This window comes from Stutzerimonas zhaodongensis (genome assembly GCF_003696365.1).
Classification (GTDB): Bacteria; Pseudomonadota; Gammaproteobacteria; order Pseudomonadales; family Pseudomonadaceae; genus Stutzerimonas; species Stutzerimonas zhaodongensis.
The window spans coordinates 220912-240088 of record NZ_RFFM01000002.1; the positions used below are offsets into that span (position 1 = coordinate 220912).

The following is a 19177-nucleotide window of genomic DNA, read 5'->3' on the forward strand; positions in this document are numbered from 1 at the left end:
CTAACCGACGACCCAGAGCACCGAACACTGGTCAATTATCGTGAACTTCGCGGTCCAGCAGCCGGTCACACTCCCCAACGGCTAAACCGGTAAGGATCTTATGTGTGGCATAGCTGGCGAACTTCGCTTTGACAATCAATCGGCCGATCTGGCAGCGGTTGAACGTATCACCCAATCCCTGACTTCTCGTGGCCCTGACGCCTGTGGCTTCAATAGCCAAGGCCCCGTGGCACTCGGTCACCGACGTCTGAAAATCATGGATCTGTGCGAGGCCTCCGGCCAGCCGATGATCGACTCTGCGCTGGGCCTTTCAATGGTCTTCAACGGCGCGATCTACAACTACCCTGAGTTGCGCGCCGAGCTCGAAGCGCTGGGTTATAGCTTTTTCTCCGGCGGTGACACCGAGGTGCTGCTAAAAGGCTTCCATGCCTGGGGCGAAGCCTTGCTGCCGCGCCTCAACGGCATGTTCGCCTTTGCCATCTGGCAACGCGATGTGCAGGAACTGTTCATCGCCCGCGACCGTCTCGGCATCAAGCCGCTGTACCTGTCCAAGACGGGAGATCGCCTGCGCTTCGCCTCGACGCTCCCTGCCCTGCTCAAGGGCGGCGATATCGCCGGCGTGCTGAATCCGGTGGCGCTGAACCATTACATGAGCTTTCACGCAGTCGTACCGGCGCCGGATACGCTCATTGCAGGTATCGAGAAGCTGCCGCCAGGCACCTTCATGCGTGTCGATGCCAGCGGCAAGGCCAGCCAGCATCGCTGGTGGACCTTGGAGTTCGGCGCCTCGGAAGATGAACAGCGATACAGCTTCGAAGATTGGCAGGAACGTACCCTCACGACGCTGCGCCAGTCCGTTGCACTGCGCCAGCGCGCAGCGGTCGATGTGGGCGTTCTGCTATCCGGCGGCGTTGATTCCAGCCTGCTGGTCGGCCTGCTACGCGAAGCGGGTGCGGCTGACAACCTGCTGACATTCTCGATTGGCTTCGAGGATGCCGGCGGCGAGCGTGGTGATGAATTCAAGTATTCGGACCTCATAGCCCAGCATTACCAGACGCGCCACCACCAGCTGCGCATCCAGGAGAAGGAAATTCTCGAACAGCTCCCTGCCGCGTTCCGCGCGATGAGCGAGCCGATGGTCAGCCACGATTGCATCGCGTTCTATCTACTGTCGCGTGAGGTGTCGAAACACTGCAAGGTGGTCCAGAGCGGCCAAGGTGCCGACGAGCTTTTCGCCGGCTATCACTGGTATCCCCAAGTGGATGGCGCGGATGATCCCGTCGCTGCTTACCTGAAAGCTTTCCGCGACCGCAGCTACGAGGAATACGCCGAGACCGTGCAGCAGCAATGGGTCAAGGGCGACTTCTCAGGCGACTTCGTGCGTCAGCACTTTGCCCAGCCTGGCGCCGACGCGGCGGTGGACAAAGCACTGCGGATCGATAGCACCGTGATGTTGGTGGACGACCCGGTCAAGCGCGTCGACAACATGACCATGGCCTGGGGGCTTGAAGCGCGGGTGCCATTCCTCGATCACAACGTGGCCGAGCTATCGGCGAAGATTCCAGCCAAGTACAAACTGCCGGATGGCGGCAAATACGTGCTCAAGGAAGCCGCGCGCAAGGTCATCCCGGCGGCCGTCATCGACCGTCCAAAAGGTTATTTCCCCGTGCCGGGGCTCAAGCACCTGCAGGGCAACACTCTGAACTGGGTGCGTGAAATGCTGACCGACCCTAGCCAGGACCGTGGGCTTTACAACCCCGCCATGCTGGACAAGCTGCTCAACGACCCGGAAGGCCAATTGACGCCGCTGCGCGGCTCCAAACTCTGGCAGCTGGCTGCCGTGAACCTGTGGCTGAGTGAACAGGGTCTTTAAGAATTCGCTCGTGGCGGGAGGTGGTTAGCACTCCGCCATGACCAGATCCAAGGAATTCATCATGCAGAAGTCTCAAGCGTATGGACAGCGACTGTTGCGGGGCCAGACACCCACTTACGAGCGTCTGCAACAACGCCTCGCCGAGGACGGCAAGGAAGAATCCCAGGCACCCGTAACCCTGCACTGTGGCTGGGGCCGGATACTGATCGGCCATACCTACTCCGACCCGGCAGACCTTGCCGCCGACCTGCTGCACGAGCAGGCAGGCGAGCGGGACATCGCCTTGTATGTCGCGGCACCGCATCAGGTGCTGGCCTATGCGCCTCAGCAATTGTTCCTCGATCCGTCCGACACGTCGCGCATCTGGTTCACCGACTATCGTCCGGCTCGTCGCAGCTTCCGTGGGTTCGGTATTCGTCGCGCTCAGAGCGAGGCGGACTGGAAGGCGATCAACTGCCTGTACCAGTCCCGCGGGATGCTGCCCGTCAATCCCGAACTGTGCACACCACGGGAAGAAGGCGGCCCGGTCTATTGGCTGGCCGAAGATGACGATTCCGGCCAGATCATTGGCAGTGTCATGGGCATCAACCATCACAAGGCCTTCAACGATCCGGAAAACGGCTCAAGCCTCTGGTGCCTTGCGGTTGCACCAAGTTGTACGCGGCCAGGCGTTGGCGAAGCGCTGGTGCGACATCTGATCGAGCATTACATGGGCCGCGGGCTGGCCTATCTCGATCTGTCGGTGCTGCATGACAACAAGCAGGCCAAGGCGCTCTACGCCAAGCTTGGCTTCCGTGATCTGCAGACCTTTACCGTCAAGCGCAAGAACACCTTCAACCAACCGCTTTTCCTTGGCCCAGGGCCCGAGGCGGAGCTCAATCCATACGCCAGGATCATAGTCGACGAGGCACGGCGTCGCGGCATTGAAATCACCATCGATGATACCGAGGCCGGCCTGTTCACCCTGACCCAGGGCGGTCGAAAAGTGCGTTGCCGCGAATCGCTCTCCGACCTCACCTCGGCCGTCAGCATGACGCTGTGCCAGGACAAGAGCCTCACTCACCGTACCCTCGCCCGTGCCGGACTCAAGTTGCCCGCTCAGCAGCTCGCTGGTTCGCCTGAGGACAACGCTGCCTTTCTCGAAAAGCATGGGAGCGTCGTGGTCAAGCCGGTTGACGGTGAACAAGGCCACGGCGTATCGGTCGACCTGCGCAACGGTCAGGATCTGGAAGACGCGATAGCCCGAGCCAGTCAATTCGACCAGCGCGTGTTACTGGAGAGCTTCCACCCTGGCCTCGACTTACGCATTGTAGTGATCGGCTATGAAGTGGTCGCAGCCGCAATTCGCCGACCCGCTGAAGTAGTCGGGGATGGCAGCCACACTATCCGTGAACTGATCGAAGGCCAAAGTCGCCGCCGTCAGGCGGCAACCGGCGGCGAGAGCCGAATCCCGATGGATGACGAAACCCGGCGCTGCATCACCGATGCAGGGTTCGACTACGACAGCGTTCTGCCTCAGGGGGAACACCTGGCCGTACGCCGCACCGCCAACTTGCATACCGGGGGCACGCTTGACGATGTGACCGAGCAACTGCACCCCGACCTGATCGATGCCGCCGTTCGTGCCGCCCGCGCATTGGACATCCCGGTGGTGGGCCTGGACCTGATGGTTCCAGCGGCCGATCAGCCGGACTATGTGTTCATTGAAGCGAACGAACGAGTCGGGCTGGCCAATCATCATCCGCAACCGACCGCTGAACGCTTCGTTGATCTGCTGTTTCCTCTAAGCCACGGCACGCACTAGTGTCGGGGTAACGCCGCGTACTGGCGGGCTCGATATCGATGCCCGCGCCCTGGGCGCAGCCGCATCGGCAGCGCCCGCTTGCGGCACTACCGCAGCTCAACTTCACTCACACGACCGCGGCAGCCTTTATTCGCCGCTGAGGACTGATCATGACTGCAAAACTTCCAGAACCGGACATGAATTATCTGCAGCGCGTGCTGCTCGAAATGCTCGCCATTCCCAGCCCGACCGGCTTCACGGATACCATCGTCCGCTATGTCGCCGAGCGCCTGAAGGAGCTGGGCATCCCGTTCGAGCTGACTCGCCGCGGGACCATCCGCGCCACGCTCAAGGGTCGCCGTTACAGCCCCGACCGTGCCATTGCAGCGCATCTCGACACCATCGGCGCCAGCGTGCGGGAGATTCATGAGACCGGCCGCCTCGGCCTGTCACCGGTCGGTTGCTGGTCGAGCCGATTCGCCGAAGGCAGCCGAGTCAGCGTCTTTACCGACACAGGTGTCGTGCGCGGCAGCGTTCTGCCCCTGCTCGCGTCCGGGCACGCGTTCAACACTGCCGTAGATGAAATGCCAATCAGTTGGGACCATGTCGAACTGCGTCTGGATGGATATACGCAGAGCCGCGCCGACACCGTCGGGCTTGGCATCAACGTAGGCGACTTCGTGGCTTTCGATCCGATGCCGGAATTCACCGATAGCGGCTACATCAGCTCCCGTCACCTTGACGACAAGGCTGGTGTGGCGGCTCTACTGGCAGCTCTCAAGGCCGTGGTGGAAAGTGGCCGCGAACCTCCAATTGATTGCCACCCTCTGTTCACCATCACCGAAGAAACGGGGTCCGGTGCCGCTGGTGCGCTGCCCTGGGATGTCAGTGAATTCGTTGGCATCGACATCGCGCCAACCGCCAAGGGCCAAGCGTCCAGCGAGCACGCCGTCACAGTGGCCATGCAGGACTCTGGCGGCCCCTATGATTTCCATCTCTCGCGCCACCTGCTGAAGCTTGCCGACAGCAACGAGATCCCCGTGCGGCGCGACCTGTTTCGCTATTACCACAGCGATGCACAGTCGGCGATCGCCGCCGGTCACGACATCCGCACCGCCCTGCTCGCCTTTGGTTGCGATGCCACCCATGGCTACGAGCGAACGCACATCGACAGCCTTACCGCCATGACCCGGCTGATCTGCGCCTATCTACTGAGCCCCCCGGTATTCGCCAGCGATGCTCATGTCGGAAAGGACTCGCTGGAAAACTTCAGCCACCAACTCGAACACGATACCCAGATGCAGAACGACACTCGTCTGCCACCTGTGGACTCAATTTTCGACAAGAGATCAGACGACTCGTCGGACTGAGCCTCACATTTCATGATGCGCCGCCAAGTTGAGGCAATTGACGATTGCGACGCGGCGCTGATCCGGGCAAAGTCGCAGCGATTGAAATCTACCTAATGCCCGGGCTAGCCGGGCTCAGGCGAAATTGGCTTGCCATTCGCGTAATTGAAACCGCGCACGATTCATGATCTCGCTGCATCGCCTGATCCGCTGCGACGTGCACGACCCGGATCTCATCATGCTGCCGCGTTTATGCCTGGCTATCTTCCTTTACTGCCTCTGCACGCAGGCCTGGGCGTTTGCTCCCGTACCGGTCGACTCTGAAGACTTCCGCCAGCCGCTCGGTAACTGGACCTATTTTCTCCGCGATCCTGGGGCGGAGCTTAGTGTCGCCGAAGTGTTCGCCTTGCCGGAAAAGACCTTCGAACAGGTCAGCGGGACTCATGCCAACAAAGGCAAGAACAATGCGGTGTGGTGGTTTCGCGTCGATCTCGATAACAGTCTGAGCAAGACTGTCTCAGGCTTCATCGAGGTCAATTACCCGCTGCTCGATCACATCGATCTTTATCTACGACAGCCTGACGGCAGCATAAAGCGGCAGAAGTCCGGTGATAATCAGCCGTTCAGCTCGCGTGAGGTCAAGGTCAGAAACTTCTGGTTTCCGACCGAACTGAAACCGGGTACTTCCTCGCTCCTGCTCCGTATCGAAAGCACCAGCACGTTGTACGTCCCGCTGTATTTCAGTACCTACGTTGCAAACGCGGCGGCAGCCGAAGGCACGATGGGGTTGGCCGGCGCCTTCTATGGCGTGCTGTTCGCGATGTTCTGCTACAACTTCTTCTTGTTCCTTTCGCTACGTGAGCCGGCCTACTTCTGGTATCTCGTCTATAACGTCAACGTGGGTCTGTTCGCACTCAGCTTCGACGGGATGTTGGTCAAGTGGCTGACTGACGACGGGCGCATAATTTCCATGGGCATCTACGCCCTGATGCTCAGCCACTGCCTGATTTCCATCCAGTTCAGCCGGCACTTCCTGCACACGCGCGAACTCTTCCCGCGACTCGACTTTGCGCTGCGCGTGGCGCTGCTGGTGTCTCTCGGCGCCCTGCTCTCGGGGCTGGTTTTCGACCTGCAAACCTGGAGCATCCTCGCCAGCGTCATGGTCATCATCTCCTCGATCGGACTTCTGTTTACCGGTGCGTTCGTCTGGCGCCGTGGTGTTCGTTATGGGCTGTACTACACCCTGGCCTGGGGCGTGTTGCTGCTGACCTTCGTCATCGTTACGGCAGGTTCCCTGGGCATCAATCTGTTCGGCATGTACGGGTCGTCGATCGTGAAGATCGGCATCGCATTCGAGCTGATCACCCTGTCCATCGGATTGGCCGATCGCATCAATCTGCTCAAGGAAGAAGGCTTCAGATCACGCCAGGCTGCGGAACGGGCAGAGAGCGAGAACCAGGCGAAAAGTCGTTTCCTGGCGAAGATGAGTCATGAGATCCGCACGCCTCTCAATGGTGTGCTCGGGATGCTGCAACTGCTTCGCGACACTTCGCTGGACCGTAATCAGCGCTTCTATCTGGACACCATTACAAGCTCAAGCACATCGCTGATGTCGGTGATCAACGACATCCTCGATTACGCTCGAATCGGCGCCGGCAAGCTGGTGCTGGAGGATATCGAGTTCGATCTCGAGGCGCTGGTCTCCGAAACCACCAGCCTGTTTACGGCGCAGGCGCTGGGCAAGGAGGTCCAGCTGCACACCAGCATCTCGACAGGCGTCCCGCGACGGGTGCGAGGCGATCCCACTCGGCTCAAACAAGTGCTGCTGAACCTGTTGAGCAATGCGATGAAGTTCACTGAGAAAGGCTTTGTCATGCTCGAGGTCGGGCGTCAGGGGCCCCATGACGCGCGCAGCCTTGTCTTTTCGGTCACAGACAGCGGTATCGGTATGCGAAGCGAAGTGCTCTCGCAGCTCTTCGTATCGTTCTCCCAAGGCGATTCGAGCACCACGCGCCGTTACGGTGGCAGTGGGCTGGGGCTGGTCATCAGCAAGGAGCTGGTGGAAATGATGGGTGGGCAGATTGAGGTGCACAGCGCTCCGGGTCAGGGCAGTCGCTTCAGCTTCGCGTTACCGCTGCGCCCTGCGGGAGCTGGCCACGATCCGCTTACCGCGCTTCTGGAGGGCCGCACGGCGGTCATTGCGTCCCAGGACATCCATTCACTCGATGCCATGGGCAATCTGCTGACGCGTTGGGGGATGCGCGTGGTGCGCTGCGAAGAGCCGCAGCGACTGCCCCGTTATCTAGGCAGCCATGCCGCAAGACCATTGCTCATCATCATGGCGCCCTGGCCCGGGAAGCCTGAAGAGTGGATGACACCTTTAAGCGGCCAGCTTGAACCGAACCAGCGCGTGATGCTGTTCTGCCCGCCGCAAACCCAGGCTCCGTCGGCGGCCAGCACCCTGCGCTTGGTCCGCTTGCCGCTTCCCCTGCTGCTGGGCCCGCTACGCGACGCCCTGAATAGACTCTATCAACCCACCGGCACCGCTCCGACCCAGACACTCCTTCCGGTCACTGCTGAGAAGCGAACACGCCCGCGCATCCTCGTCGCCGAGGACAATCCCGTCAGCCAGATGGTGGTCTCGAGCCTGTTGCGCAAGCGTGGTTACGAAGTCGCGGTTGCAGAGAACGGCCGCAGGGCCGTAACGGCCTATCGTGACAATCCTTCTGCCACGCAGCTGATCCTGATGGACTGCGAGATGCCTGAGCTCGATGGCTTTGAAGCAAGCCGGCAGATTCGAACGCTGGAAGCCGAACAGGGCCTAACGCCGGTACCGATCGTCGCGCTCACCGCGCATGTGCTTGAAGTTCATCGCCAGCAGGGTCGCGATGCGGGCATGAATGACTTCATCGGCAAACCGCTGGATAGCGAGCAGCTGTATGCTTGCCTTGATCGCTATCTAGGCGCTCCGATCCCGGAACACCACTCTCCCAACTGATCCGACCTCATGCTTATCCCATACGACCAGCTCGAACCCGACACCCTCACGTGCCTCATCGAGGACTTCGTGACACGCGAGGGCACCGATAATGGTGACGAAACGCCCCTGCAAACTCGGGTGGAGCGCGTCAGGCATGCGTTGAACAAAGGCAGCGCGGTGATCGTCTTTGACGCCGACAACCAGCAATGCCAGCTGGCATTGAAACGAGACGTGCCCAAGGAATGGCTGGAGGACTGAGGCTCAGCCCAGCACTCCGCCGTCGCGCTCCCAGGCGCAGCGTATGCGCAAATCGCGTTGGTGCGGGCTATGCGAGCCGCTTTCGGTCTCCCAACGAAAGGTATGGGTGCCGTTGAGCTCGGTTTCCAGATGAACTACCGCGCTCGTCCAGTAGAGTTCATGCAGCAATGCCTCGAAGTGACGTACCCAGAGCGCCCACTCGTACTCGATCGCACGGTAGCTGGCGCCGAAGTGAATAACCTGGGTCTGATAGAGGCCCTCCTCCGCGCAACAGGAAAACATCTCCCGGCCGATGAAGGGCCAGCCGTCGCCCTGTGGCAGGCGATCCAGCGCGCGGCGATTCACTGCACGGCGTTGCCCGCATTCATCAGGGTCGGATGAAGGCCAGCCACGGATGCTGCCATAGAGGATGGATTCCGGCTCCACTGGGCGACTCTCGATTCAAAGACCACGATGGTAGCCAAATTCAGCCCGTCTTCCAGCACCTGCGCCCTATTGAACGAGACGGCGCTGCGCAATAGTGACGCAGACCACAACCTCTCGCGAAGGCCTTCAGCGAGAGCTGCCCGCCGCGGGATCCAGCCGAGGCGCCAGGCGGAAAGCGAGTACTGACATCAATGCCGACATGCCCGCCAGGACCAGAAATGGCCAGCGGTAGTCACCGGCGATGTCACGCCCCAGACCAGTCAACACCGGGCTGAAGCACGCGAGGGAGTAACCGGTACAAAGCATCATCGCCGTCAGCCGACTCACAGCCAGCGGCGTAGTCGCTTCGTACATCGGCAATACGAGCGACATGGAAAATGTCCCGTTCAACGCCACGCCCAACAGCATGCAAGTCATCAGGGGCGTGACCTGAGGAAACCATGCGATGACAAACAAGCAAGCGGTGGCCAGCACCCCGCACCCCGCCATCATCAGATGTCGGTTGCCGAAGCGCTGCGCTAGCCAGGGCATGGCGAAGGCACTCGGCAGCCCTATCAGCATGAAGCCGCTGAAGAAGGCGTTGCTCTGTAGAAGGCTGAATCCGGCTTCGTGATAGCGCGCCACCAGCCAGGTCGCCAACGCATAGAAAAGACCGGCCTGCAGCGCAAAATAGATGCTCACCAGCCAGGCGCGGGGCTGCCCCCAAGGCAGGCCCGCGCGGTGTTCAACGGCAGCTTCAGGCTGGTTGGGCAGTCGGCACCATACGACCAGCGCCAGGAGTGCAGGGATTGCCCAAAGCGCCAGGCCCAGTGTCCAGCGCTGCCCCAGCACCTGAGTGGCGGGCGCGGTCAGCACTACACCGATAGTCCCGCCAACCGCCATGCTGAGCGAGTAAAACGCCGCCGTCTTGCCCATGCTGTCGAGGAAGTACCGCTTGATGAAACCCGACAACAGCGGCCCTGCAACAGCTATACCGGCACCCACCATGGCAGCCGTCCCAATCAACATCACCGGGTTCTCACCAAACAGCCGCAGCAGCAGTGCAACCCCGATGAGCGCTAGGCAGGAAGCGATCGTGCGCTCCAACCCGAAACGTACGGCCAACCGCGGCGCCAGAGGCGCCAGCAACCCCATCAGCAGAACAGGTAATGCAGTGGTGAGGCTGATCAGGCTTCTGCTGAGGCTAAGCTCCTCGGCGATGCGCTCGATCAATGGGGCAAAAGATGTGATACCGGGGCGAAGATTGATGGCGGCAAGCACCAGAGCCAGCATGAGCAGCCAGCGAGATGGGTTTTTCACAGTGAATCCATGAGGTCGGACGGGATCGGACAGGCAACCCTACTCCCGACCCCGGATCACGGCAAGCAAAACGGACCGCCTGGTCAGGTTTTGCTTTTCTTGCGCTTCTTCTCCGCCAGCACCGCCATTTCGTCGTAGATCGCCTGCGGGTTTTGCTGCTTGATCTTCCAGGCCATGCGTCCCTCCTCGTGCGGGAGGATCATGAAGACGCCTTCGGCAACCTGGCCATAGATGTAGTCAGCGATGTCTGCGGCAGTAATGGGCGAAGCTTCAAGCAGCTTGCTGATCTGCGCCTTCATGTTCGGAGTCGGCCCCCGATAGGAGTCCATCAGATTGGTCTGGAAGAATGATGGACATACCACATGCACGCCTACATTCTGCTGCTTCAGTTCGACCAGCAGGCTTTCGGACAAGGCGACCACACCAGCTTTTGCCACGTTGTAATTGCTCATCCCGGGCGCCTGCATCAATGCGGCCATGGAGGCGATATTGATGATCTTGCCATGGCTGGCCTGCACCAGCGGCAGAAAAGCCTTGCAGCCCTTGACCACACCCATCAGGTTGATCGCGATCTGCCAATCCCAGTCTTCCAGCGACAGTTCATCGAAGAAACCGCCCGATGCGACGCCCGCGTTATTGACCACCACGTCGATACCGCCGAGCTTGGCCTCGCAGGCCTGCGCCAGGCCGGTCAGCTGGCTGTAATCACGAACGTCGCAACGTTGAGTGAACCCATCGCCGCCTGCTTCGCGCACCATTTTCAGAGTTTCTGCCAGGCCGGCCTCGTTGACATCCGACAGGGCCAATTGCCAGCCCTCGCGCGCCCATCGCAAGGCGATTTCGCGACCAAGGCCGGAACCGGCACCAGTGACCATCATGCGGTTTTGCATCGTTTGTAACCTTTTGTTCGTTGAGTTGCCAGGAGTCTAGCGAAAGCCAACGCAGGCTCCGGCCTCTATCGAAATGCTGAATGACGGTCATGTCTCGTGCCCGATTTGATGCTTCTTTCTCAAGCCACAGCAATATTCTCAAGGCGAAAAAAAAGGCAGCCCGAGGGCTGCCTCTCAACATATCGCTCAGCGGTCAGTGAGCAACCGCGCCGCTGGAACCGAGCCCGGTCTGCGAACGAACGAACTGCGAGAAGAACCGCTCCCGCTCCAGGTTCGCCGACCTCGACTTGTCGGTGACCGAGAAGAACCATATTCCAGCGAACGCCACGATCATTGAGAACAGCGCTGGGTATTTGTACGGGAAAATGGCTTGGGAATAGCCAAACACATCGACCCATACGGTCGGGCTGATGACGGTCAGGATCAACGCAGTAGCGAGGCCCAGCGAACCGCCGATCAAAGCGCCGCGTGTGCTTAGTCCTTTCCAGTACATCGAGAGGAACAGCACTGGGAAGTTACAGCTGGCTGCGATCGAGAACGCAAGACCGACCATGAACGCGATGTTCTGCTTTTCGAAGATGATGCCCAGCAGGATTGCCAATACACCCAGGCTCAACGTGGTGATCCTGGTAACCCGCATCTCGTCCTCTTCCTTCGCCTTGCCCTTCTTGATCACGCAAGCGTAGAGATCATGGGAAACAGCCGAGGCACCGGCCAACGTCAGACCGGCAACGACCGCGAGAATAGTGGCGAAGGCCACGGCGGAGATGAAGCCAAGGAACAGATTGCCGCCCACCGCGCTGGCCAGGTGGATCGCCACCATGTTGGTCCCGCCGATGATGGCGCCTGCCCCGTCCTTGAACTCAGGATTGGTGCTGACCAGCAGAATTGCGCCGAAGCCGATGATGAAGGTCAGGATGTAGAAGTAGCCGATGAAGCCGGTCGCATAAAACACGCTCTTACGGGCTTCCTTGGCATCCGCAACAGTGAAGAAGCGCATCAGGATGTGCGGCAGTCCGGCCGTACCGAACATCAGCGCCAACCCAAGGGATATCGCCGAGATCGGGTCGGAGACCAGGCCACCCGGACTCATGATTGCCGAACCATTCTCGTGGATGCTCACCGCTTCGGCGAAGAGGCTGCCGAAGTCGAAGTTCACGGCTTTCATCACCATGATGGCCATGAAGCTAGCGCCAGAAAGCAACAGGACAGCCTTGATGATCTGCACCCAGGTCGTCGCCAGCATCCCGCCGAATAGTACATACATGACCATCAGCACACCGACCAACACCACAGCCACGTAGTAGTCCAGGCCGAACAGCAACTGAATCAACTTGCCGGCGCCCACCATCTGCGCGATCAGGTAGAACGCCACCACAATCAGCGAGCCGAAGGCCGACAGGATGCGGATCTGGGTTTGGCCGAGGCGATAGGAGGCTACATCCGAGAAGGTGAACTTGCCCAAATTGCGAAGTCGCTCGGCCATCAGGAAGAGAATCACCGGCCATCCAACCAGAAAGCCGATGGAATAGATCAGTCCGTCATAGCCGCTGGTATATACAAGCGCCGAAATACCCAGGAATGACGCGGCCGACATGAAGTCGCCCGCAATCGCCAAACCGTTCTGGAACCCGGTGATGCTGCCCCCGGCGGTGTAGTAGTCGGCCGTGGACGTATTGCGCTTGGCTGCCCACTTGGTGATGCCCATGGTGAAAACGATGAACGCCACAAACATGAAGATGGCGGTGTAGTTCGTCGGCTGTTTCTCGACTGCGCCAGTGATGGCGTCAGCGAGCAACAAGGGCGACGCAGCCAGGAGAACGGCGGCGAACAAGAGGCGCATGATCATTATTTTTGAGCCTCTTCGAGGATTTCCTGATTGATGCGATCGAACTCGCCATTGGCCCGCTGGACATAGATGCCAGTGAGAATGAACGCCATGAAGATCACACCGACACCCACCGGGATGCCCCAGGTAGTAACGGTATCCGCCCCAAGAGGAATGCCAAGAATCGCGGGTTCGAATGCGATCAGAAGGATGAACGCGAGGTAGGCACCAAGCATTAGCGCCGACAGCAGCCATGCAAATCGACCGCGTTTTGCGACCAGTTCCTGAAACCGCGGGTTGGCATAGATCTGCCGATAGATTTCTTCGTTCTGCATTAGCTTTCTCCACAGTACCCATCTCCGCTGTTGCGGACGAGGCGGCTACTTTAGAGACAGCCAAAGCGAACACCACTCGACCATAGTCTGGTTTTTATTTTGCTGTAATGCCCGTTCTAGACGCATTTGTTCGAATCTAGGGGAATTATAGAGACGCTCAATTCGAGCCATCGAAGAAGGCGATTACCAATGTTCCGAAGGAAAGACAAGACTGCATCTCAACAGAGAATAATTCTCGTATGAATCCAAAGGTGACACCCATGATCAAGACCGTGACCTTCACCCTGATGCACTTTTGTATCGCCTTCTCGGTCACTTATGCCCTCACCGGCAGCCTAGCTGCCGGTGGCTTGGTGGCGGCGATCGAACCGCTGTGCAACTCGGTGGGGTTCTACTTTCATGAAAAGATCTGGCAGCGTCTGGACAAGCGTCAGGCACCGCCCGCCGAGATCCCGGCCCATGCATGGTTGCATCATCAGGCTTGATGATTGGTCTTTGATGGCGCGCTCTGTCAGGCGTCGTTGCCGACCACAGGCGAAGTGAGCGGTAAGGTCACGACGAAAACGGTACCGGAATTGACGTGAGACTCCACCTCGATGCGTCCCTGATGGGCAGAGACGATCTCCCCCGCGATATATAAGCCCAGGCCCAGCCCAGCGCCCGGGCCCCGCTCCTGTGTTGCGTACTGGGAATGCCGGCTCATGGGGTTGAAGATATAGGGCAGTGCATCCTTGGCAATCGGATCGCCTTGATTTCGCACGGTAAACACGGCGTGCCCACGCTTGGCCTGCAGACTGACCCTGATGGGTGAAGCGTCGCGACCGTGCTGAACCGCATTGCCGATGAGATTGGAAAAGACCTGTTCCATGCGCGCCGCGTCGAATTGGCCTGTCAGCTCTGCACTCGAATCGAATACGATTTCGCACTCCGGATGATAAGCCCTTACCTCGTCGACCATGCTTTCGCACACAGCCACCAGATTGGTTTCTGCCAGTTGCACGGGTATCCCAGTGCCGATCTGAGAGCGAGTGAAATCGAGCAAGTCACTGACGATCTTGTTTGCGCGCTTTACGCTGGTATAGATACGCGACGCCATCTTGGTCTGCCGCGGCCCCAGGTCTTCGGTGAGCAGGAGCACTTCTGCACCTAGCAACACCGCGCCCAAGGGAGTTCTCAGGTCATGCCCCAGGATGCCCAGGAAAATGTTCTGCGATGCTCTGACCGCTTGAGAATAACGAGCGATGGATTCCGCAAGTGCCTGGTCGATCGCCTCGTTGAAGCGCGTCATGTCCTCGACTTCGAAATCGGTACCACTCTTGATCTGATTCAGCCACTGCATCAGCACACTGGAACGCAAGGCTCGGTATTCAGACACCATCTGTTCAAGGGAGAACCCGGCCAAAAGGCGGGTCACCGCATGGGTTTGTGCGGCGGTTTCGTCATCCTGGTCGGGGGAGTTGTTGCCTTGGGACTTGCCGATCCGTTCGGCGGTCGTCTGCTCGGAGTTCATGTCCGCGACGATTGCTTTTAGCATCTGTTCGGCGTGGTCGCGCAGATCGCTGGAATCCATGGTCGTGGACGCCGGCACGATCGACTTGGCGAAGTCTTCCCATGCCTGCAGGATGGGCTCGAGATTGTCGAGAATGAACTGGGCAAGGCGCATCGAGTAGAACTCCGCATATATGATCGGGACGTCAAACTCGACGCAGGGGCACTTTGAATTTGGGCACAAGAAGGCTGAGCGGAGTTGGCTAGCAGTTCCCGATGATCGGGAACTGCTGTGCAACCCAGGCTATATGTGACGCAGCGCACACTACCAGCTGACCGCCCACCGAAACGCAACCAGCCCGCTTGCTTGTGGTCAATGATGGACCACCAGACCCGATGTTGCTCACTATTCGCACCGCCTCATATTTCAGAGTGAGCCGCAGGCCTAATCACTCGAGGTTCCGGGGGTGGTTGAAAACCTTCAGATGACGGTCAATACCCCGCTGGAGGGCCTTGTCAGCTCATCCGTTCCAAGCCATGTGGCAGTGGCGGTGATTACCGACACCCTGCAATTATTAGCAGCTGCAGCCAGGACCTACGACTTTGCCGTCCATGACGCGTTTCCTAAGAGAGTTAACTAACATGCGACAGCTGCTGTGCCTGACCGCGCTGCTGACCCTGATCGTAGCGCCCGCCCACGCCGCGGATATCAGCGCCGAGCAGTATGGCTACCCACTGCACAACCCCTTCGAGGCAACCATCGCCACGACGCCTGCAGCTTTACGTATCGAGGTGCCTTCCGATGATGATATCGACCAGGCCGACTACAGCCTGCGCCTTCGACCGGAGCGCGAATTCATCCTGCCGGAAAACTTCTGGGCGGTTAAAAGGCTGACCTACCGGCTGGCGAAGCAACCGGGCCCGGCACCATTGATGTTCATCATTTCAGGCACTGGCGGTAGCTTCTCGGCAGGCAAGACCGAGGCGCTCAAGCGACTGTATTACGGCGCTGGGTACCATGTGGTGCAGCTCTCCTCACCGACGAGCTTCGACTTCATCGCAGCGGCTTCACGCTACGGTACGCCGGGATACAGCCCCGATGATGCCAAGGACCTTTACCGTGTGATGCAGGCAGTCCGCGCGCGGCATCACGACCTGCCCGTCACCGAATTCAACCTCACCGGCTATAGCCTCGGCGCACTCAACGCGGCATTCGTCAGCAAGCTCGACGAGACGCGGCAAAGCTTTAATTTCAAGCGGGTGCTGATGATCAACCCGCCGGTCAACCTCTACACATCGATCAAGAATCTCGACAAGCTGGTCCAGACGCGAGTCGAGGCCATCGACAGCACTACCACCTTTTATGAAGTAGTCCTGGAGAAGCTCACTCGCTACTATCGCCAGCAGGGCGCGATCAACCTCGACGAAGCGATGCTCTTCGATTTCCAGCAATCGGCGTTGCGCCTGACAGACGAACAGTTGGCCATGCTGATCGGCTCGGTGTTCCGCTTCTCCGCCGCCGACATCGCGTTTACCTCCGACCTGATCAATCGCCGCGGTCTGATCGTGCCGCCCGACTACCCGATCAACGAAGGGACCAGTCTCGAGCCATTCTTCCGGCGCGCACTGCTCTGCGACTTCGACTGCTACATCACCGAGCAACTGATTCCTATGTGGCGTGCTCAGCAGGACGGCGGAAGCATGGCTCAGCTCATCCAACAGGTGAGCCTGTACGCACTTGAGGATTATCTGCGCGACAGCCCGAAGATTGGCGTGATGCATAACGCCGACGACATCATCCTCGGAGCTGGCGACCTTGGATTTCTGCGCCGCACTTTTGGTGACCGAATGACGCTATACCCCCTTGGCGGCCACTGCGGCAATCTCGAATACCGGGTCAACGCCCACGACATGCTGGAGTTCTTTCGTGGTTAGACGATCCCTGCTTGCCGCGCTGGTGCTTGCCAGCGGCTTTGCCAATGCCCAGACCGCCACCCCGGACGAGGACGGTTTCACCAATCCTCTGCGTAATCTTGAGTTCAACCCGGGCCTGGACCAGCGCGAGTTCGAACGGGCGACCTTCGACGCCCTGAATATCTACGATCCCTGGGAATCGCTGAACCGGCGTATGTACTACTTCAACTATCGCCTGGATCAGTGGGTGATGCTGCCGGCGGTGCGCGGTTATCGCTACGTCACACCTCGGGTCGTGCGTACCGGCGTGAGCAATTTCTTCAGTAACCTCGGTGAAATACCGACACTGTTCAACAGCGTGGCGCAGTTCAAGGGCGAGCGGGCCATGAGCACTACTGCACGTCTGCTGTTCAACACCATACTCGGCGTCGGCGGGATTTGGGATCCAGCGACTCGCATGGGTCTGCCCCGCCAAAAGGAAGACTTCGGCCAGACCCTCGGCTTCTATGGCGTTCCGCATGGACCCTATCTCATATTGCCTGCACTCGGACCGTCGAACCTGCGCGACACCGCTGGCCAGGCAGTGGATTTCGGGGTTGAGCGGCAGGTCGATTACTTCAGCTACGCCGAAGCCAGCGGCGGCGAGTTCGGTCTCACGGCGTTGCGTCTGATCGACCTGCGGCATACCACCAATCTCCGCTACGGGCAGCTCAACTCGCCGTTCGAGTATGAAAAGGTACGTTACGTCTACACCCGTGCTCGGGAGTTGCAGATCGAGGAATGATCGGATTGCCCGATACGAACCAAAAGGAATTCGCATCCTTCGTTCGGGCGACTCGCTTTACGCTTCGTCCATCCATAATTGAGGACGAGCCCCGATGTCCACACGTGAAATCCTTGCCATCAGTACCGGTCGTGCGACATCCGACGGAGCCGGCGTACGCCTTACCCGTTTGTTCGGCGGCGCAGCCCCGGAGCGATTCGACCCCTTTCTCATGCTCGACGAGTTCGGATCGGATAACCCGGACGAATACATAGCGGGCTTTCCACCCCACCCACATCGCGGCTTCGAAACCATCACCTACATGATCGAAGGGCGCATGCGCCATGAAGATCATCTGGGTAATGTCGGCCTGCTGGAAAGCGGTGGCGTGCAATGGATGACCGCCGCCAGGGGCGTGATTCACAGCGAAATGCCAGAGCAGAAAAATGGCCTGATGCGCGGCTTTCAGCTGTGGCTGAACCTCCCTGCAGCAAGCAAGATGAGCGACCCGGACTATCGCGACTTCGCCCCTGCGCAAATACCTAAAGTCAGGCTGCCGTGCGGCATCGAGGCGGTGGTGATCGCAGGATGTTTCCGCGCCGATGGCCTTGATCAACCGGGTGCAGTCGAGCGTCCAGATACCGACCCGCAGCTTTACGACCTTCAGCTACCTCCCGGCAGCGACATCGAGCCCACCCTTCCTGAAGGTCACCGGCTGCTGCTTTACGTGTTCGAGGGGGAGGTTTCAGTGAGCGGAGAGACAGTTGCCAAGAACCAGCTGGCCAGACTCTCGGACGAAGGCGCGCTGCGCCTCTCATCAGCCAGCGGCGCCCGGGTTCTGCTGCTGGCCGGGCGCCCGATCGAAGAGCCGATCGTTCAATACGGTCCCTTCGTGATGAACAGCCGTGAGGAGATAGAGCAAGCCCTGCGTGACGTGCGCGAGGGTGTGTTTACAGACTGACCGGTTTCTTGGGTCGTTTGCGATACAGACTCGGCTCGCCTTCCGGGCGAGTCTTGAAACGGCGGTGAGCCCAGAGATACTGCTCAGGATGCTGCCGTACTGCGTCCTCCACCCAGTCATTGATGCGGCGGCAGTCGGCCTCCTCGCTTTCACCCGGAAAATCAGCCAGCGGCGGATGGATCACCAACCGGTAGCCTGACCCGTCTGCAAGACGCTCTTGGGTGTAGGGAACCACCCGCGCTCTACCCAACCGTGCGAACTTGGTGGTTGCTGTCACTGTTGCCGCGTTGATGCCGAACCAGGGCACGAACAGGCTTTGCTTGCGACCATAGTCCTGATCGGGCGCATACCAGATCGCTCGACCGGCCCTTAACACCTTGAGCATGGCTCTGACGTCTTCACGCTCGATAGCGCTGGCATCTAGGTTGTGCCGCTCTCGACCTCTGCGCTGGACGAAATCGAATACAGGATTCTTGTGCTCGCGGTACATGCCATCAATGGTGTGTCGTTGACTGAGCAAAGCCGCGCCTATTTCCAGGGTAGTGAAATGCAGCGCCATCAGGATCACACCCTGCCCTTCGGCCTGGGCTTGCTGCAGATGCTCGAGCCCCTCGATATGCGCCAGCCGCTGCAGTCGGGACTTGGGCCACCACCAGCTCATCGCCATTTCGAAAAAGGCGATTCCGGTCGAAGCAAAGTTGGCGCGCAGCAGGCGCTCGCGCTCGTTCTCGTTCATTTCCGGGAAACACAGCTGCAAGTTGCGACGCGCGATGTGCCGCCGAGAGCGGGCAAAGCGGTACATCAATTCGCCGAGGCCACGCCCCAAAAGCAACAGCAGACGATACGGCAGTTGCACAACCAGCCACAGCAAGCCGAAGCCCAACCATAACGGCCAGTAACGCGGATTCATAAATGCACGACTAAAACGGGGGCGATCCATCAGCAAGCTCGAACCGATAAAAGCGGGCATTCTAGCCACAAATCACCTGCCGATGCGGCTGCGTCTCGATGCACGGCATCCATCCGATAC

The 19177-nt window shown here is 59.5% G+C and carries 16 protein-coding genes; 9 read left to right on the forward strand and 7 right to left on the reverse strand.

The window, feature by feature from the left end:
• Positions 1-100: 100 nt before the first annotated feature.
• The 5 genes from EA797_RS09330 to EA797_RS09350 all read left to right on the forward strand — a co-directional run bounded on the left by EA797_RS09330 (position 101) and on the right by EA797_RS09350 (position 8243).
• Positions 101-1873, forward strand: a complete 1773-nt coding sequence (locus EA797_RS09330; protein ID WP_122164946.1) for an N-acetylglutaminylglutamine amidotransferase — start codon at positions 101-103, stop codon at positions 1871-1873.
• Between the two features lie 61 nt (positions 1874-1934).
• Positions 1935-3677 (forward strand): N-acetylglutaminylglutamine synthetase, encoded by a 1743-nt coding sequence (ngg, locus tag EA797_RS09335; RefSeq protein ID WP_122164947.1) that lies wholly within the window; start codon positions 1935-1937, stop codon positions 3675-3677.
• A gap of 149 nt (positions 3678-3826) precedes the next feature.
• On the forward strand, positions 3827-5026 hold the full coding sequence (locus EA797_RS09340; protein ID WP_122164948.1) for an osmoprotectant NAGGN system M42 family peptidase: 1200 nt from the start codon (positions 3827-3829) through the stop codon (positions 5024-5026).
• A gap of 217 nt (positions 5027-5243) precedes the next feature.
• A complete protein-coding gene (locus tag EA797_RS09345; RefSeq protein ID WP_122166207.1) occupies positions 5244-8003 on the forward strand; it encodes a hybrid sensor histidine kinase/response regulator in 2760 nt (919 codons plus the stop codon).
• 9 nt (positions 8004-8012) lie between these two features.
• Positions 8013-8243 (forward strand): YheU family protein, encoded by a 231-nt coding sequence (locus EA797_RS09350; protein WP_122164949.1) that lies wholly within the window; start codon positions 8013-8015, stop codon positions 8241-8243.
• Between the two features lie 3 nt (positions 8244-8246).
• Here the strand turns inward: EA797_RS09350 and EA797_RS09355 are convergent, their stop codons facing one another.
• The 5 genes from EA797_RS09355 to EA797_RS09375 form a co-directional block, all read right to left on the reverse strand.
• Positions 8247-8669 carry a hypothetical protein gene (locus tag EA797_RS09355; RefSeq protein WP_122164950.1) on the reverse strand — a complete coding sequence of 141 codons (423 nt, stop codon included), beginning with the start codon at positions 8667-8669 and terminating at the stop codon, positions 8247-8249.
• Between the two features lie 126 nt (positions 8670-8795).
• A complete protein-coding gene (locus EA797_RS09360) occupies positions 8796-9941 on the reverse strand; it encodes an MFS transporter (protein ID WP_122166209.1) in 1146 nt (381 codons plus the stop codon).
• A gap of 110 nt (positions 9942-10051) precedes the next feature.
• Entirely contained in the window at positions 10052-10858 is an 807-nt protein-coding gene (locus tag EA797_RS09365) for an SDR family oxidoreductase (protein WP_122164951.1), read from the reverse strand.
• Between the two features lie 193 nt (positions 10859-11051).
• Entirely contained in the window at positions 11052-12707 is a 1656-nt protein-coding gene (locus EA797_RS09370; RefSeq protein WP_122164952.1) for a cation acetate symporter, read from the reverse strand.
• The gene (locus tag EA797_RS09375) at positions 12707-13021 is read right to left on the reverse strand and encodes a DUF485 domain-containing protein (RefSeq protein WP_122164953.1); all 315 of its coding nucleotides are present in this window, start codon (positions 13019-13021) and stop codon (positions 12707-12709) included. Before EA797_RS09375 ends, EA797_RS09370 begins: the two co-directional genes overlap by 1 nt.
• 260 nt (positions 13022-13281) lie before the next feature.
• On the opposite strand from EA797_RS09375, the gene EA797_RS09380 reads away from it, so the two are divergent.
• Complete coding sequence (locus tag EA797_RS09380) at positions 13282-13506, forward strand: DUF2061 domain-containing protein (protein ID WP_122164954.1); 225 nt, start codon at positions 13282-13284, stop codon at positions 13504-13506.
• A gap of 26 nt (positions 13507-13532) precedes the next feature.
• On the opposite strand, the gene EA797_RS09385 is transcribed toward EA797_RS09380, so the two are convergent.
• Positions 13533-14684: a sensor histidine kinase gene (locus EA797_RS09385; protein ID WP_122164955.1), complete on the reverse strand. Its 1152-nt coding sequence runs from the start codon at positions 14682-14684 to the stop codon at positions 13533-13535.
• Positions 14685-15151: 467 nt separating this feature from the next.
• Here EA797_RS09385 and EA797_RS09390 point away from each other — a divergent pair, with 467 nt between their 5' ends.
• The 3 genes from EA797_RS09390 to EA797_RS09400 all read left to right on the forward strand — a co-directional run bounded on the left by EA797_RS09390 (position 15152) and on the right by EA797_RS09400 (position 18147).
• The gene (locus tag EA797_RS09390; protein ID WP_122164956.1) at positions 15152-16444 is read left to right on the forward strand and encodes a serine/threonine protein kinase; all 1293 of its coding nucleotides are present in this window, start codon (positions 15152-15154) and stop codon (positions 16442-16444) included.
• Between the two features lie 7 nt (positions 16445-16451).
• A complete protein-coding gene (locus EA797_RS09395; RefSeq protein ID WP_122166210.1) occupies positions 16452-17207 on the forward strand; it encodes an MlaA family lipoprotein in 756 nt (251 codons plus the stop codon).
• A 94-nt stretch (positions 17208-17301) separates the two neighbouring features.
• Entirely contained in the window at positions 17302-18147 is an 846-nt protein-coding gene (locus tag EA797_RS09400) for a pirin family protein (protein ID WP_122164957.1), read from the forward strand.
• On the opposite strand, the gene EA797_RS09405 is transcribed toward EA797_RS09400, so the two are convergent.
• Positions 18137-19087 (reverse strand): lipid A biosynthesis lauroyl acyltransferase, encoded by a 951-nt coding sequence (locus tag EA797_RS09405; RefSeq protein WP_122166212.1) that lies wholly within the window; start codon positions 19085-19087, stop codon positions 18137-18139. The genes EA797_RS09400 and EA797_RS09405 overlap by 11 nt on opposite strands.
• Positions 19088-19177: the final 90 nt, after the last annotated feature.